The 15,384-nt window shown below is 68.7% G+C and carries 12 protein-coding genes; 8 read left to right on the forward strand and 4 right to left on the reverse strand.

The window, feature by feature from the left end:
- From ABZ004_RS24810 to ABZ004_RS24825, 4 genes are read right to left on the reverse strand one after another with little or no spacing between them, the layout of a single operon-like run.
- Window positions 1–978 (reverse strand): MoxR family ATPase, encoded by a 978-nt coding sequence (locus ABZ004_RS24810; RefSeq protein WP_355683193.1) that lies wholly within the window; start codon window positions 976–978, stop codon window positions 1–3.
- Window positions 975–2,123 carry a DUF4350 domain-containing protein gene (locus ABZ004_RS24815; RefSeq protein WP_355683195.1) on the reverse strand — a complete coding sequence of 383 codons (1,149 nt, stop codon included), beginning with the start codon at window positions 2,121–2,123 and terminating at the stop codon, window positions 975–977. Before ABZ004_RS24815 ends, ABZ004_RS24810 begins: the two co-directional genes overlap by 4 nt.
- A complete protein-coding gene (locus tag ABZ004_RS24820) occupies window positions 2,120–2,770 on the reverse strand; it encodes a DUF4129 domain-containing protein (RefSeq protein WP_355683197.1) in 651 nt (216 codons plus the stop codon). The genes ABZ004_RS24815 and ABZ004_RS24820 overlap by 4 nt, the downstream gene beginning before the upstream one ends.
- 7 nt (window positions 2,771–2,777) lie before the next feature.
- Window positions 2,778–3,797 (reverse strand): hypothetical protein, encoded by a 1,020-nt coding sequence (locus ABZ004_RS24825; protein WP_355683199.1) that lies wholly within the window; start codon window positions 3,795–3,797, stop codon window positions 2,778–2,780.
- Window positions 3,798–4,028: 231 nt separating this feature from the next.
- Here ABZ004_RS24825 and mtrA point away from each other — a divergent pair, with 231 nt between their 5' ends.
- The 8 genes from mtrA to secA all read left to right on the forward strand — a co-directional run bounded on the left by mtrA (window position 4,029) and on the right by secA (window position 15,348).
- Window positions 4,029–4,706, forward strand: a complete 678-nt coding sequence (gene mtrA, locus ABZ004_RS24830) for an MtrAB system response regulator MtrA (protein WP_355683244.1) — start codon at window positions 4,029–4,031, stop codon at window positions 4,704–4,706.
- Between the two features lie 35 nt (window positions 4,707–4,741).
- Entirely contained in the window at window positions 4,742–6,436 is a 1,695-nt protein-coding gene (gene mtrB, locus ABZ004_RS24835; RefSeq protein ID WP_355683201.1) for an MtrAB system histidine kinase MtrB, read from the forward strand.
- Window positions 6,433–8,196 carry an LpqB family beta-propeller domain-containing protein gene (locus ABZ004_RS24840; RefSeq protein WP_355683203.1) on the forward strand — a complete coding sequence of 588 codons (1,764 nt, stop codon included), beginning with the start codon at window positions 6,433–6,435 and terminating at the stop codon, window positions 8,194–8,196. Before mtrB ends, ABZ004_RS24840 begins: the two co-directional genes overlap by 4 nt.
- 12 nt (window positions 8,197–8,208) lie before the next feature.
- Entirely contained in the window at window positions 8,209–8,898 is a 690-nt protein-coding gene (locus ABZ004_RS24845) for a phosphoribosyltransferase family protein (RefSeq protein ID WP_355683205.1), read from the forward strand.
- Between the two features lie 215 nt (window positions 8,899–9,113).
- The gene (raiA, locus tag ABZ004_RS24850; protein ID WP_355683207.1) at window positions 9,114–9,740 is read left to right on the forward strand and encodes a ribosome-associated translation inhibitor RaiA; all 627 of its coding nucleotides are present in this window, start codon (window positions 9,114–9,116) and stop codon (window positions 9,738–9,740) included.
- A 126-nt stretch (window positions 9,741–9,866) separates the two neighbouring features.
- Window positions 9,867–10,973, forward strand: a complete 1,107-nt coding sequence (locus ABZ004_RS24855) for a BTAD domain-containing putative transcriptional regulator (RefSeq protein ID WP_355683209.1) — start codon at window positions 9,867–9,869, stop codon at window positions 10,971–10,973.
- A 100-nt stretch (window positions 10,974–11,073) separates the two neighbouring features.
- On the forward strand, window positions 11,074–12,222 hold the full coding sequence (locus ABZ004_RS24860) for a crosslink repair DNA glycosylase YcaQ family protein (RefSeq protein WP_355683246.1): 1,149 nt from the start codon (window positions 11,074–11,076) through the stop codon (window positions 12,220–12,222).
- A gap of 204 nt (window positions 12,223–12,426) precedes the next feature.
- The gene (gene secA, locus ABZ004_RS24865) at window positions 12,427–15,348 is read left to right on the forward strand and encodes a preprotein translocase subunit SecA (RefSeq protein ID WP_355683211.1); all 2,922 of its coding nucleotides are present in this window, start codon (window positions 12,427–12,429) and stop codon (window positions 15,346–15,348) included.
- Window positions 15,349–15,384: the final 36 nt, after the last annotated feature.

Consider the following 15,384-nt stretch of genomic DNA (forward strand, 5'->3'; position numbering starts at 1 on the left):
TCACCGGGGCACCGGCACAGTAGCCAGCACGCTCTCCAGCACAGCGTCCGCCGTTACGCCTTCCAGCTCGGCCTCGGGGCGGATCTGTACTCGATGCCGAAGGCAAGGACGCGCCATCGCCTTCACATCATCAGGAATCACATAGTCGCGTCCCGACAGCCATGCCCAAGCACGCGCAACCGCCAGCAACGCAGTAGCCCCACGTGGGGACACCCCGAGCTGCAGCGACGGCGACTGCCGGGTAGCGCGACACAGGTCCACCACATAAGCCAGCACGTCATCCCGTACTGCGACCCGCCGTACCGCCGCCTGACCGGCAAGCAGGTCCTCGGGCCCGGCGACAGGCCTCAACCCAGCCGCCTCCAGATCACGCGGGTCGAACCCACGAGCGTGCCGGGCCAGTACGGCGATCTCCGCATCGCGCGGCGGGATGTCCAGCGTCACCTTGAGCAGGAACCGGTCCAGCTGTGCCTCAGGCAACGGATAGGTGCCCTCGTACTCGATCGGGTTCTGGGTCGCGGCAACCACGAAAGGAGAAGGCAGCTTGCGAGGCGTGCCGTCGACAGTGACCTGGCGCTCCTCCATCGCCTCCAGCAGGGCGGCCTGCGTCTTCGGTGGCGTCCGGTTGATCTCGTCCGCGAGCAGGATGTTGGTGAACACCGGCCCGGGCCGGAACTCGAACTCGCTGCTCTTCGCGTCGTACACCAGGGACCCGGTGACGTCACCAGGCATCAGGTCCGGGGTGAACTGCACCCGCTTGGTGTCCAGTCGCATCGCCATCGACAGCGCCCGGACCATCAGCGTCTTCGCCGTACCGGGCACGCCTTCGAGCAGCACGTGGCCGCGGCAGAGCAGGGCGAGCACCAGTGCGGTGACAGCCGTGTCCTGGCCGACCACCGCCTTGCCGATCTCGGTCCGTAGCTCGACCAAGGCTTGCCGAGCGCGCTCGGGAGTCACCTGGGCAGGTTCAGCAGTCACGGGCGTCTTACCTCCTGGGTAAGCAAGTCGAGCTGTTGGGACAAAGACATGAGGGCCGCGTCGTCGACCGGTGGCCAACCGTAGAGCAGTTCGTACAGCATCGCCGGATCACGACCGGTGCGAGCGGCAACAGTTGCGACGACAGCGGCCGGCTCGGCACGTCGCGGGATGCCGTGCGCCTTGTACAGCTTGCCGATCGCCGACTCGCGCAGTGCGGCAGCAGCACGGTCCCTGGCGCGGGAACGCCGGTAGAGCCGCGCCCTGCCTTCGGTGGTCTCCGCGGCATGCACGATGACCGGCAGTGGTTCAGCGACGACCGGGCCGAGTCGCCGGCCGCGCCAGAGCGCCACGACGAACGCGGCGAAGGCGAGCGCCCACGCGACGTACCGGACATCCGGCGGGACCAACGGCGGACCGTCCGAATTGGCGGAGGTACTGGTGTTCTCGAACTGGGGGAGGTACCAGACCAGCTCCAGGTGCGTGCCGATCAGGTTCAGCGCGAGTGCTGCATTCCCGTCGTTGGCCAGCTCCGCGTTGGTGAACGTCCGTGGTGATCCGATCACGTCGACGATCCGGCCCTCGCTCTCGAGCCGGACCACCGTGTGGTTGATCCCGTCGCCGTAGCAGGCCTTGGCCGATGCAGGTGCCGTGTACGACGTGCCCGCCACCGTCACCGTCCCCGACTGCACGGCCTCCTTCAGCTCGCAGTCCGGCGCACGACTGCCCTTGGACAGAGTCGCAGTTGCATCATGTACGCCGGGCGCCAGCACCTCGAGCGCCAGGTAACTCGGTCGCACCAGCACCAGGTGGCTCCAGTGCGCATCGGCGATCCGCTGCCAGCCGGAGCGATCCAGCGAACCACCCGGCGCGACCAGCAGCGTCCTGTCGGTGCCACTACCAACCGCGTCCTGCAGGTCCTGCGTGCCGAGCACGTCGACGCCGTGGTTCTGCAGCAGACCCGCGAGCGCCTTGGCGCCGGTGGGCTCGGCAGAGTCGGGACTGAACGGCCCCGACGTCCGTGACGCGGTGAGGATCATCATCACCAGGACACCCAGCACGACGACGCCGGTGATGAGCAGCGGCAGCCGCAGCACCCGCCAGCTCTCCGCACCACTTCGCCCGACCGCAGTAGTCGCCGTACTCATCCCTGGACCAGCATCCGCGTCGACACCTTGCGAGCAGCCTCGTCCGCTGCGACCACGAGCGCATACCGCTCCGGCGTACCGGGACGGTTGCCGTAGACAACCTCCGTGAACACGAGCGCAGCCGGCCGCAGCACGTCATTGAGAGCCGGTACTGCGCGGCCGGCATCCGCCACAGCCTCGTACGCCGTACGCCCGGCCCGCTCGTCGAGGACAGTGCGCTCGGTGAGCTCCGCGACGCAGGCACGGAAGCGACTCCGTACTGCGCCCGCGTAGTCACCAGCAGCCGCCTCTTGCTCCGCCTGCTCGCGGTAGGCAGACGCAGTACGGGGCTTGTCGGTGTCGAAGACTGCACGCGGGTTGCTGCGCGTAGTACGGAGGACTCCTGCGCGCCAGAGGACCACCACGACGATCAGGGCGAACAGCAGCACCAGCAGGACCAGGCCGAGGTGACCGTTGCTCGACGTACCGACCATGTTGTCCAGGAGGTCCGCTATCCAGTCCATGACCTTGTTGACGGCTCTGGAGATGAGGCCGTCGCTCGCCTGACCGTAGACCGGCTTGGACAGCTCCTTGGCGGCCTCCGCGGCTGCGTCGCTGCGGCTGATGTCGACCGGTGGTTCAAGTCGCGTCAACGGATCCAGCTCCATCAGGACATCACCAGCCCTGCCGCTGCGTTGGTTTGAGAACTGGGCGCATCCAGAGGTCGAGCCCTTCACGACGGACTCTGAGGTCCAGATAGATCAGTGCCTGGACCGCGGCGATGAAAGCCAGGCTGGCGACCAGTGTCAGGACAGTGGCGGCCACAGCAGCGGCTCCGACCACGATGGTGACGACCGTCGCGCCGGTGGTGTCGCTGTCATCTGCCCAGGAACCCAGGGTGAGGAACAAGGTGGTGATGCCGTACTGCAAGGCATAGCTGACGATGTTCACGACCACACCGGCGAACAGCAGGATGCCGAAGACGCGCCAGAACCGGCCCTTCACGAGTCGCCAGGACCGCCTGAGCGAGCCCCAGATCCCCACCCGAACGGGGATGTAGAGCCCGATGTCCGGTGCGTGCTTGCCTTCCATCAGGACGACTGTCCCGGCCAGGACGAGGCGTAGACCGACCAGAATGGCCAACAGGCCACCGACCAGGATCAGCAGAATAGCGATGCCGGTGGCCGCGCCGGACGAGATGGCGGCATCTGTCCCGGCGCCGATGCCGAAGACGGCGAGCCCCCAGCCGGCCATCAGCAGGACGAGCGAGAGCGACTGGAGAAGACCCACCGCGGCCAGTGCCGGCAAGGACGGGCGGACCAGCCTCAGCAGTTCCTTGGGCCCGACCCGATGCGCGAGCTGGCTGCGGACCGCGGCGAGCGCGATGATCCCGGACAGCATGCTGGAGACCAGGATGAAGAGGATCAGCTGGACGGCGTAGATCACCAGCGCCGCCGCGCCGGCTTGTTCGAGCGGGCCGTCGGCGCCGAAGAAGCCGCTGATCCCGCCCGGCACGGTCAGCTGGGTGAGCAGCGCCTGGACGGCGGTCAGCGCGACGCCGGCCAGCACCGGCAGACCGAGCATGATGGTCTTGTTGTCGGAGATGGTCCGGGCGGCGTTGTCGAGCAGATCGGCGGGCAGCCAGGGTCGCAGCGGCTCGGCGGAGCTCTCCCGGACGCCGATGTCGTCCCGCATGCCGTGCCTCCCTCCCAAGGCCCCCGCCGGGTTGTCCCGGGCGGCGAATGTGCACCATGATCACAGCCCGGACGGTCCAAACCGCCGGCAACTGGTGTCCACCCGGCGATCCGGCGTGTGCACTACCCCGGGAATGGGACACTATCCGTAGTGCGTACGACCGGCAGCCGCCGGGCGCGCACGACAATCCGGACCGGCAAGGAGCAGGGCGTGGCTGAAGGTAACCGGACGATGCGGGGCCGAGTCCTCATCGTCGACGACGACACGGCGTTGTCCGAGATGCTCAGCATCGTGCTGCGCAACGAGGGCTACGACACCTATCTGGTCGCCACCGGCGACAAGGCGGTGTCTGCGTTCCGTGAGTTCAAGCCCGACCTGCTGCTGCTCGACCTGATGCTGCCGGGGATGGACGGGATCGACGTCTGCCGGGCGATCCGGGCCGAGTCCGGCGTACCGATCGTGATGCTGACCGCGAAGAGCGACACCGTCGACGTGGTGCTCGGCCTGGAGTCCGGCGCCGACGACTACGTGGTGAAGCCGTTCAAGCCCAAGGAGCTGGTGGCCCGGATCCGGGCCCGGCTGCGCCGGATGGACGAGCCCGGCCCGGAGTCGCTGACCATCGGCGACCTGACCATCGACGTGGCCGGCCACTCGGTCAAGCGCAGCGGCGAGACGATCCAGCTCACCCCGCTGGAGTTCGACCTGCTGGTCTGCCTGGCCTCCAAGCCGTGGCAGGTGTTCACCCGCGAGGTGCTGCTCGAGCAGGTCTGGGGCTACCGGCACGCCGCCGACACCCGGCTGGTGAACGTGCACGTCCAGCGGCTGCGGTCCAAGATCGAGAAGGATCCCGAGCACCCCGAGATCGTGGTCACGGTCCGCGGTGTCGGCTACAAGGCGGGTGCGGACTGATCGAGTACGGCCGCGACGACCAGTCGCAGGGGGCGTTGCCGGACCACGAGCCGGAACCCCGCGGAACCGAGATCGAGCTCACCGCCGCCGGGGTGGACTGGCACGCCCAGCCGCAGCCGCTGTGGCGGACCCCGATCCGGCACTGGCCGGACGTCTGGCGCCGCTCGATCCAGGCCCGGATCGTCACCGGCACGCTGCTGATGTCGACCGTCGTGCTGATCCTGGTCGGCTGGGTGATGATGAGCCAGGTCACCGACGGCGTACTGGAGTCGCGTCGCGACAGCGCGCAGAAGGAAGCCGCCGCGCAGCTCGCGACGCTGTCCAACGCGATCAACGCCGCCGATCCGGCGGTGATCCCGCAGAGCCTGTCCCAGCTGGTCCTCGGCTCCAACCGGGCCGGCCTGTACGACGTGGTCGTGATGCCGACCGCCAACACCGGGTCGAACGCGATCCGGGCCACCGGACTGGTCAAGCAGGAGTCGATCCCGGCCGCGCTGCGGGCCAGCGTGGCGACCGACGAGACCAAGCTGTTCGACACCTACACCCGGCTCGACTACAAGGGTGAGGCGAGCCAGCCCGGCCTGGCGATCGGTTCGCAGCTGCGGGTGAACTCGACCGGTGAGCACTACGAGGTCTACTTCCTGTTCCCGCTGACGGCCCAGCAGGAGACGCTCGACGTCGTCCAGCGCGCCTTGGTGAGTGCGGGGTTGCTGCTGATCCTGCTGCTCGGCGCGGTCGCCTGGCTGGTCACCCGCCAGGTCGTCACCCCGGTCCGGATGGCCCGCCGGATCGCCGAGCGGCTCGCGGCCGGCAAGCTGGAGGAGCGGATGCAGGTCCGCGGCACCGACGACCTGGCTCGGCTCGCGGTCTCCTTCAACAAGATGGCCAGCAACCTGCAGCAGCAGATCCGCCGGCTGGAAGAACTCTCCCGGCTGCAGCGCCGGTTCGTCTCCGACGTGTCGCACGAGCTGCGCACCCCGCTCACCACCGTCCGGATGGCGGCCGACCTGCTGCACGAGGCCAAGGACGACTTCGACCCGATGACCCGGCGGTCGATCGAGCTGCTGCAGAACGAGCTCAACCGGTTCGAGGAACTGCTCGCCGACCTGCTCGAGATCAGCCGGTTCGACGCCGGTGCGGCCGCGCTCGACCTGGAGGACATCGACCTGCGCGACATCGTCGCCCGGGTACTGGAGAACCACGAGACGCTGCTGCACCGCAAGGGCTGCGAGGTGCAGCTGGAGATGCCCGAGCCGTGCCGCGCGCAGGTCGACGCGCGCCGGATCGAGCGGATCCTGCGCAACCTGATCGGCAACGCGATCGAGCACAGCGAGGGCGCCCCGATCAAGATCATCACCGCGTTCGACGACGAGGCCGCGGCGGTCGCCGTCCGCGACCACGGCATCGGGTTCCGGGCGGACGAGGCGGAGATGGTGTTCAGCCGGTTCTGGCGGGCCGACCCGGCCCGGGCCAGGACCACCGGCGGTACCGGGCTGGGGCTGTCGATCGCGCTCGAGGACGCCCGGTTGCACGGCGGCCGGCTGGATGCCTGGGGATCGCCCGGCGAAGGGGCTTACTTCCGGCTCACGCTGCCGCGCCGGCCGGACCTCACCTTGTCCGGCTCGCCGTTGCCGGCCCGGCCGGCCGATGCCCCGCGGGTCGTCTCCGAGCTGTCGCTGGTCGACGTCGGAGCGCCGTACCAGAAGCTGACCGGTGGTGACGAGCTGTGAGAGCGAGACTGCTGACCGCCGCGATCGCGGCGACCGCCGTGCTGGCGGGCTGCGCCACGGTGCCGACCCAGGGACCGATCAGAAGCGGCAGCCAGGCCGGGCTGGCACCGGTCGCGGCCGGCGTCAACGTCCAGGCCAACCCACCGCGCCCGAACATGCCACCGCTGCTGCTGGTGAACGCCTACCTCGAGGCGATGTCGGACTCGAGCAACTTCGACCAGGCCCGTCAGTACATGACGCAGGATGCGGCGGGAGACTGGAAGCCCGAGTCGAAGCTGTCCGTCTACGACCAGAGCTCCACGAACGAGGTCACCATGCGGCCGGACGGTTCGGTCCAGCTGCACGCTCCGTTGATGGGCACCATCGACAACCGCGGCTCCTGGACCCCGGCCCGGCAAGGCGCCATGGTCGATGTGATCTTCAAGCTGGCCGATGTCGACGGGCAGAAGCGGGTCTCGAACGCGCCCGACGGCGCGTACCTGGGCAGCAATCAGTTCGAGTCGCGACTCGTTGCCCGATCGCTGTACTTCCTCACTCCGGACCGGCAGACACTGGTGCCCGACCCGGTCTTCCTGCCGGTCAACCTGCCGCCGGGGCAGGTCGCCACCCAGCTCGTCCAGGAGCTGCTGAAAGGCCCGACCAGCCGGTTCGGCAACGGCGTCGTGAGCGCTGCACCACCCGGCACCCAGGTGAACGTATCGGTGCCGGTGGAGCTCAGTACGGCCACCGTCGCGCTCAGCGACGCCGCGCAGGTGCTCGGCCCCAACGAACGTAAGCAGCTGGCGGCCCAGATCGTCTGGACGCTGCGGAACATCAGTCCGCGGGTCCGGATCACCGTCGGCGGTGCCCCGCTGATCGACGAGCAGCCCGAGCTGTCCGTCGCGAGCCTCGGGCAGTTCGACTCGGCGTCCTCGGCTCCGGCGCTCAAGGAGCTCTACGGGCTCCGCAACGGCAAGATCCAGCACATCGTCGGCCTGGACGGCGCCCAGGACATCGCCGCCGTGCCGCTCGACGTCAGCCAGCTGTTCGCGAGCTACGCCAACTCGCTGGCCGTCAACCTGCGTGGGGACTCCGGTGCGATCGTGACCACGGTGCACGGCGACCCGGTGGTTCAGTACGCGCTGCTGGACGCCACCAACCGCAGTGACAAGCCGGTGACCATCAAGGCCGCCGGCACCGTGCTCCGGCCGAGCTACGACTACCAGGAGAATCTCTGGATCCTGGACCGGGCCGATACCAAGCCGCGGCTGCGGGTGCGCGACCGGGACGGCAAGGTGACCGAAGTGGCCGCCGACTTCGGCACGGACACGCCGGTCGCGCTGCGGATGGCCCCCGACGGCGTCCGCGCCCTACTGCTGATGAAAACACCGGCAGGTCAGCAGCATGTCGAGACGGCGACGATCCAGTTCACCGACGCCAAGCAGCTGAAGCTGGGCCAGTTCCGCAAACTCGAGCTGCCGCTGGCCGCGATCTCCGACGTCGCCTGGAACCAGAACGGCATCCTGGTCGCGGGCCGGTCGACCCCGAGCAGTGACAGCCAGCCCTACCAGGTCAACACCGACGGATCGCAGTTCCACCTGCTCCCCGGCGCCAGCAGCGCTTTCGAGGCCGATCGGATCGCCTCGACCCCGAACAGCGACACGTTCCCGGTGATCAAGGACACCAAGGGTCAGCTGCACTGGCAGCTCAAGGACCTCAGCTGGCAGGACGACGACCAGACCAGCAAGCCGCCGCCCATCACGCCGGTCTACCCGGGCTGAGGTGCTGGCGGGGTGGGACTGCGGGATGCGTTCGTCGATCTCGTGCTGGGCGGCGCGTGCGCGGGCTGCCAGGAGCCGGGACCAGCGGTCTGCGATGCCTGTACTGCGGAACTGAGCGGAGCGACTCCGTTTACCGCCTGGCCCGACCCGGCGCCGCCCGGACTGCCCACGCCGACCGCCACAGCGCCGTACGCCGGGGTGTTGCGCAAGGTGATCCTCGCGCACAAGGAAGAGGGCCACTACGCGCTGGCCCGGCCGCTCGGCGAAGCACTGGCCAGATCGGTCCGAACGGCGCTCGGGGAAGAGCGGGCGGCGTGGCTCTGTCCGGTCCCGTCGACGCCGGCCACGGTGCGACGCCGGGGCCACGATCCCTTGCGGCGGGTGGTGATCGCGTCGGTGAAAGAGCTACGACGGCAGGGGTACGACGTCCGGCTGGCGGACGCACTCGCCGTCGTACGGCGGCCCGCGGACCAGGCCGGACTGTCGGCCGGGGAACGAGCGGCCAATCTGGCCGGGGCTTTCGCGGCCCGTTCGCGCTGGGCTGAAAGACTGACGGATCAACCGGTCCTGCTGGTGGACGACGTGCTGACCACCGGTTCCACGCTCACGGAGGCGGCCCGGGCGCTGTCGGCGCGCGGAATTCCGGTGCTCGGATGTGCGGTCGTTGCCGCCACACCCCGTCGGCCGGCATCCGGTTCATGAGAACTTCCCTACCGGTTTTCGCCGAAGCCGACTAGCGTTGGCCTATGACACCCGCTTGGGCTTGTCGGACAGCGATGTGGGCCAGGACCGGATCAGCCGGATTCCTCCCCACCGGGTCCGCCGGGCCGCAGAGCGGGTGTTGTCGTTTCGGGCACTCGATCAAAGGTAACGGGGGTCCGAAGACGTAACAGAGTCGCCGATCGATGGAGGTTTCCGTGGACGTCGTTGTCAAGGGTCATCACTGCGAGGTCAGTGACCGCTTCCGGCAGTACGTCGAGGAAAAACTCGAACGGATCGAGAAGGTCGATCACCGGGTACTGCGATGCGAGGTAGAGGTAAGCCAGGAGAAGAACCCGCGACAGCACGACCGGGCGATGCGTGTCGAACTCACCATGTATACGAAGGGACCGGTAGTCCGCGCCGAGGCGTGTGGTGAGACCAAGCAGGCGGCGTTCGACGTCAGCCTGGACCGGTTGCGGGCCCAGGTCCGCAAGGCGGCCGACCGCCGCCGCGTGCACACCGGTCAGCACGCCCCCGAAGGACTGCGGCACGTCGCCGCGAAGCAGCCGGCCAACGGCTATGCGCCGCCGGTGGAAGAGCCGGCCGCCGAGGACGAGGTGACCACCCAGAAGTTCGGTTCGCTGACGGTGACCGGTGACGGGCCGCTGGTGATGCGCGAGAAGACCCACACCGCGAAGCCGATGTCGCTGGACCAGGCGCTCTACGAGCTGGAACTGGTCGGGCACGATTTCTACCTGTTCGTCGACGCCGACGAGAACCAGCCGAGCGTCGTCTACCGCCGCCGTGGCTACGACTACGGCGTGATCCGGCTGGCCGTCTGACGCCGGAGGAGCACTTCGGGAGGAGCGGCACAAAGCAACGGCCCCCGGGACCAGGTGGTCCCGGGGGCCTAGCTATGGCCGACCCCGTACGGCTCTAGGCTTGGCGGTCGAGAACGAGGGGGATGGATGGCAGTCGGCGAGGCCGTGCGGTACGAGATCCTCGGGCCGCTGCGGATCGTCCGCGGGGGACGGGACGTGCCGCTGGACCGGGCCGACCTGAAGGCCCTGCTGGCGGTTCTCCTGATCCAGCCGAACGAGGCGGTGCCGCTACCTCGCATCGTGGAGGCGGTCTGGCCCGCACTGCCGCTGATGAGCGATCACGCGACGGCGGTCAGCGGACTGTTCGCCGCCCTGGACCGGATCATCGACCCGGCCGAGCCGGATCCGGCCGGTGGACGGCTGGTGGCGCTGAACAACGGCAGCTACATGGTCTGTGTCGAGCCCGATGACCTGGACACCACCGTGTTCAGCGACCTGTACGAGCGGGCTCGGCGGCTCCGGGCGGCCCACCGGCCCGGCGAAGCGGCCGCGGCTTTGCGCCAGGCGCTCGGGATGTGGCGGGACGAGCCGCTGACCGGTCTGCAAGGCGCTGCCTTCGCCGCCGCCCGGGCGCGGATCGGCGAGGCCCGCTGTGCCGTGCTCGAGGAACTCGCGGAGATCGAGCTGGACGAGAACGCCGCCGAGTTGCTCCGGAAGGTGACCCGATGGGTCACCGAATACCCGCTCAGCGAGCGGCTCCGGGCGGTCAAGATGGTCGCCCTCGACCGGGCCGGCCGCCGGCCCGAGGCCTTCGGCACCTTCGAGGAGTTCCAGCGCATCGCGCTGGCCGTCCGTGGGTACGGCGCCTCCGGCCGCCTGCTCGCCCTCCGCTGGCAGATCGAGCAACGGACCTCGCTACCGCAGGAACCGATCACCGCTTCCCAGCTGCCGCAGGGACCGATCACGGCTACCCAGCCTGTCCCTGCGGCATCGAAGGTGCGGACCAACTGGAAGGTCGTGGTGCTCAAGCTGCTCGGGGCCGCGGTCCCGCTCGTGACGTTCGGCCTCGCCAGCCCGATCCTGTTCGGCGTACTGGGCATCAAGCGGCGCAGCGTGGTCCTCTTCGGATCTGCGATCGGGTACGCCACCGCGTTCTTCCTCGCGGTGGCGTGGGACACGGGGGGTGCTTTTCTGCTCCTGGGCGGGATGGTCGCGGCCTCGATCCAGGCCGCTTTGGTGATCGGCAAAGGCTGAACGGGTTTTGTCGGTGCGGGCAGGCAGAATCTTTGGGGTGACTACCCAGACGTTGACGGTGCCGCAGGCGCGGCGGATCGGGCTGGCCGCGCAGGGGTTCATGGACCCGCGGCCGAAGGGTGTGCCGGACATGCGCGCGCTGTCCCGGGTGCTCGGCCGGATCGGACTGATCCAGATCGACTCGGTGAACGTGCTGAGCCGAGCGCAGTACCTGCCGTTGTACTCGCGGCTGGGTCCGTATCCGAAGGACCTGCTGGACCGGGCCGCCGGGAAGCCGCCGCGCAAGCTGGTGGAGTACTGGGCGCACGAGGCGTCGCTGATCCCGGTCGAGACGCATCCGCTGATGCGCTGGCGGATGGCGCGGGCGACCACCGAGGCCTGGGGCGGGCCGCGGTCGATCGCGGCGGAGCGACCGGACCTGGTCAAGCAGGTGCTGGCCGATGTCCGCGAGCACGGGCCGCTGACCGCGCGCGAGATCGACGACGACGTGGAGCGCGACCGGACCAACTGGGGGTGGAACTGGTCCGACGTGAAGCGGGCGCTGGAGTTCCTGTTCTTCGCCGGTGAGATCACCGTGGCGCGGCGGAACCAGCAGTTCGAGCGGATGTACGACGTACCGGAGCGGGTGCTGCCTGCTTCGGTGGTGGCGACGCCAACGCCTTCGCTGGAGGAGGCGCACCGCGGGCTGGTCTCGATCGCGGCCCGCGCGCACGGGGTCGCCACCGCGCAATGTCTCAAGGACTACTTCCGTACCGCGCCCGCGCCGACCGCCCAGGCGATCAGCGAGCTGGTCGAGGAGGGCGAACTGCTCCCGGTCACCATCGACGGCTGGAAGCGGCCGGCGTATCTGCACCGCGACGCCCGCCTGCCGCGCCGGGTCAACGCCCGGGCCCTGGTGAGCCCCTTCGACTCCCTCGTCTACGAGCGCACCCGCACCGAGGTCCTCTTCGACTTCCACTACCGCATCGAGATCTACGTCCCCGCCGAGAAACGCGTCTACGGCTACTACGTCCTCCCGTTCCTCCTCGGCGACCGCCTGGTAGCCCGAGTAGACCTCAAAGCCGACCGCGCCGCCGGCGTCCTCCTGGTCCAATCCGCCCACTCCGAGTCCCACGCCCCACCAGAAACCCCCGAAGAACTAGCCGCCGAACTCCTCCAACTAGCCACCTGGCTAGGCCTCGACCAGGTCCGAGTAGCAGGCGGAGGCGACCTGGCCCCCGCCCTCAGCCTCGCCCTCCGCGGCTCCTGACCGCCGTACCGGAACTTTCTGGTGAGCCCACTCGTGGGTGGGGGGAGGGTGTGGATTGCGCCGGGCAGTGGGTTGACGCTCGGGGCCCAGTAGGATGGGTGGCGCCCGCCAGGCGGGTAGTCCGTGCTGCCGTCGTCACTGGGCCCGCACGGTCAGGCACCCGCCGCATTGAAGGCTGCACAGTCAAGGAGTGGACCCCCCACGATGAAGGCGTTCGACAAGTTACTGCGAATCGGCGAGGGCAAGATCGTCCGCCGGCTCGAGGGCATCGCGAAGCTGGTCAACTCGATCGAGGACGACTTCGTGAACATGACCGACGAGGAGCTGCGCGGCCAGACGGCCGAGTTCAAGCAGCGCGTCGACAACGGGGAGTCTCTCGACGCACTGCTCCCGGAAGCCTTCTCCGTCGTCCGCGAGGCGGCCAAGCGGACCCTGCACCAGCGGCACTACGACGTCCAGATCATGGGTGGCGCGGCGCTGCACCTGGGCAACATCGCCGAGATGAAGACCGGTGAGGGCAAGACCCTGGTGGGTACCCTCCCGACGTACCTGAACGCGCTGTCCGGCAAGGGCGTGCACGTGGTCACGGTGAACGACTACCTGGCCCGCTTCCAGGCCGAGTGGATGGGCCGGGTGTACCACTTCCTCGGCCTCGACTACGGCGTGATCCTGCCGGAGATGAGCCCCGCCGAGCGCCGGGTGGCCTACGCCAAGGACATCACCTACGGCACCAACAACGAGTTCGGGTTCGACTACCTGCGCGACAACATGGCCGGGGATATCGCCGACTGCGTGCAGCGCGAGCACAACTACGCGATCGTGGACGAGGTCGACTCGATCCTGGTCGACGAGGCCCGGACCCCGCTGATCATCTCCGGCCCGGCCGAGGACTCGCAGCGCTGGTACGTCGAGATGGCCAACCTGGCGCAGGCGCTGAAGCCGCGGTTCAACGACGACAAGGTGCCCGAGGAACAGCGTCCGGTCGCCGACTACGAGGTGGACGAGAAGAAGCGCACCGTCGCCATCCTCGAGCGTGGGATCGAGAAGGTCGAGGACCGGCTCGGCATCGACAACCTGTACGAGTCGGCCAACACCCCGCTGATCAGCTACCTGAACAACGCGCTGAAGGCCAAGGACCTGTTCCGCAAGGACAAGGACTACGTGGTCGTCGACGGCGAGGTGCTGATCGTCGACGAGCACACCGGCCGCACGCTGCACGGCCGCCGCTACAACGAGGGCCTGCACCAGGCGATCGAGGCCAAGGAGAAGGTCGAGATCAAGGAGGAGTACCAGACCCTCGCGACCATCACCTTGCAGAACTACTTCCGGCTCTACAACAAGCTGGCCGGCATGACCGGTACGGCGATGACGGAAGCGGCCGAGTTCTCCAAGATCTACGGCCTCGGCGTCGTCCCGATCCCGACCAACAAGCCGATGATCCGCCAGGACCAGCGCGACCTGATCTACCGCACCGAGGAAGCCAAGTTCGAGGCCGTGGTGGAGGACATCGCCAAGCGGCACGAGACCGGGCAGCCGATCCTGGTCGGTACGACGAGCGTCGAGAAGTCCGAGCGGCTGTCCGCCCAGCTGCGCAAGCGCAACATCGCGCACGAGGTGCTGAACGCGAAGCAGCACGCGCGGGAGGCCGCGATCGTCGCCGAGGCGGGCCGCAAGAACGCCGTCACGGTGGCCACCAACATGGCCGGCCGTGGTACCGACATCATCCTCGGCGGTAACCCGGAGCACCTGGCCGACAAGGACCTGCGGTCCCGCGGGATCGACCCGGTGGAAAGCCCGGAGGAGTACGAGGCGGAGTACCCGAAGGTCCTGGAGAAGTTCGAGCAGCAGGTGAAGGACGAGCAGGTCGAGGTCCGCGAGGCCGGCGGTCTGTACGTGCTGGGCACCGAGCGGCACGAGTCGCGCCGGATCGACAACCAGCTGCGTGGTCGTTCCGGCCGCCAGGGCGACCCGGGCGAGTCCCGCTTCTACCTGTCGCTGGAAGACGACCTGATGCGGCTGTTCAAGCGCGAGATGGTCGACTGGGCGATGTCGCGCAACGACGACGACACCGTGCCGCTGGAGAACAAGGTCGTCACCAAGGCGATCGCGTCGGCCCAGTCCCAGGTCGAGGCGCAGAACTTCGAGACCCGGAAGAACATCCTCAAGTACGACGACGTGATGAACCGGCAGCGGCACGTCGTGTACGCCGAGCGCCGCCGGGTGCTCGAGGGGGCCGACCTGCACGACCAGGTCCAGGACATGCTCGAGGAGACCGTCACCGGCTACGTGCAGGGTGCGACCGCCGACGGGTTCGCCGAGGACTGGGACCTGGACGCGCTGTTCACCGCGCTCAAGACGCTCTACCAGACGGAGATCACCGAGGAGCAGCTGATCGAGGAGGCCGGCGGCGACCGCTCCGGGCTCACCCAGGACTTCTTGATCGACACCTTCGTCACCGACGCCCGCGAGGCCTACGCGCGGCGCGAGGAGCTGCTCGGCAGCGACGCGATGCGCGAGCTGGAGCGCCGGGTGGTGCTCAGCGTGCTGGACCGCAAGTGGCGCGAGCACCTCTACGAGATGGACTACCTGCGCGAGGGCATCGGCCTGCGCGCGATGGCGCAGCGCGACCCGCTGGTGGAGTACCAGCGCGAGGGCTACGACATGTTCGCCGCGATGATGGAGTCGATCAAGGAGGAGTCGGTCGCCTTCATCTTCAACGTCGAGGTCGACATCGAGGCGATGCAGGCCGACCTGGCCGCGCAGGCGGAGCTGGCCGAGCTCGAGGAGACCGAGGCCGAGGACATCCTGGTGCCGGGGGCGCCGGTGGCCGAGTTCCCGGGCCGGCACTCCGGTGACGACGAGGACCGGCCGCAGGACGCGCCGCGCCCGCAGGACACCCCGAAGCTGCGCGCGAAAGGGCTGACCGGCTCCAGCCGTCCGCAGAAGCTGTCCTACTCGGCGCCGACGATCGACGGTGACGACGAGGTGTCAGTGCACATGGATGCGACCGAGGGCGGCGCCCTGGAGTACGCCGGTACGCCGCGCAACGCGGTCTGCCCGTGCGGCTCCGGCAAGAAGTACAAGCGCTGCCACGGCGATCCGGCCTCGGACGTCTACAAGAACTGAGACGCAACAGACAGCCGCCCCGGGGTGATCCCCGGG

The organism is Kribbella sp. NPDC006257 (genome assembly GCF_040613535.1).
In the GTDB taxonomy this organism is placed as follows: Bacteria; Actinomycetota; Actinomycetes; order Propionibacteriales; family Kribbellaceae; genus Kribbella.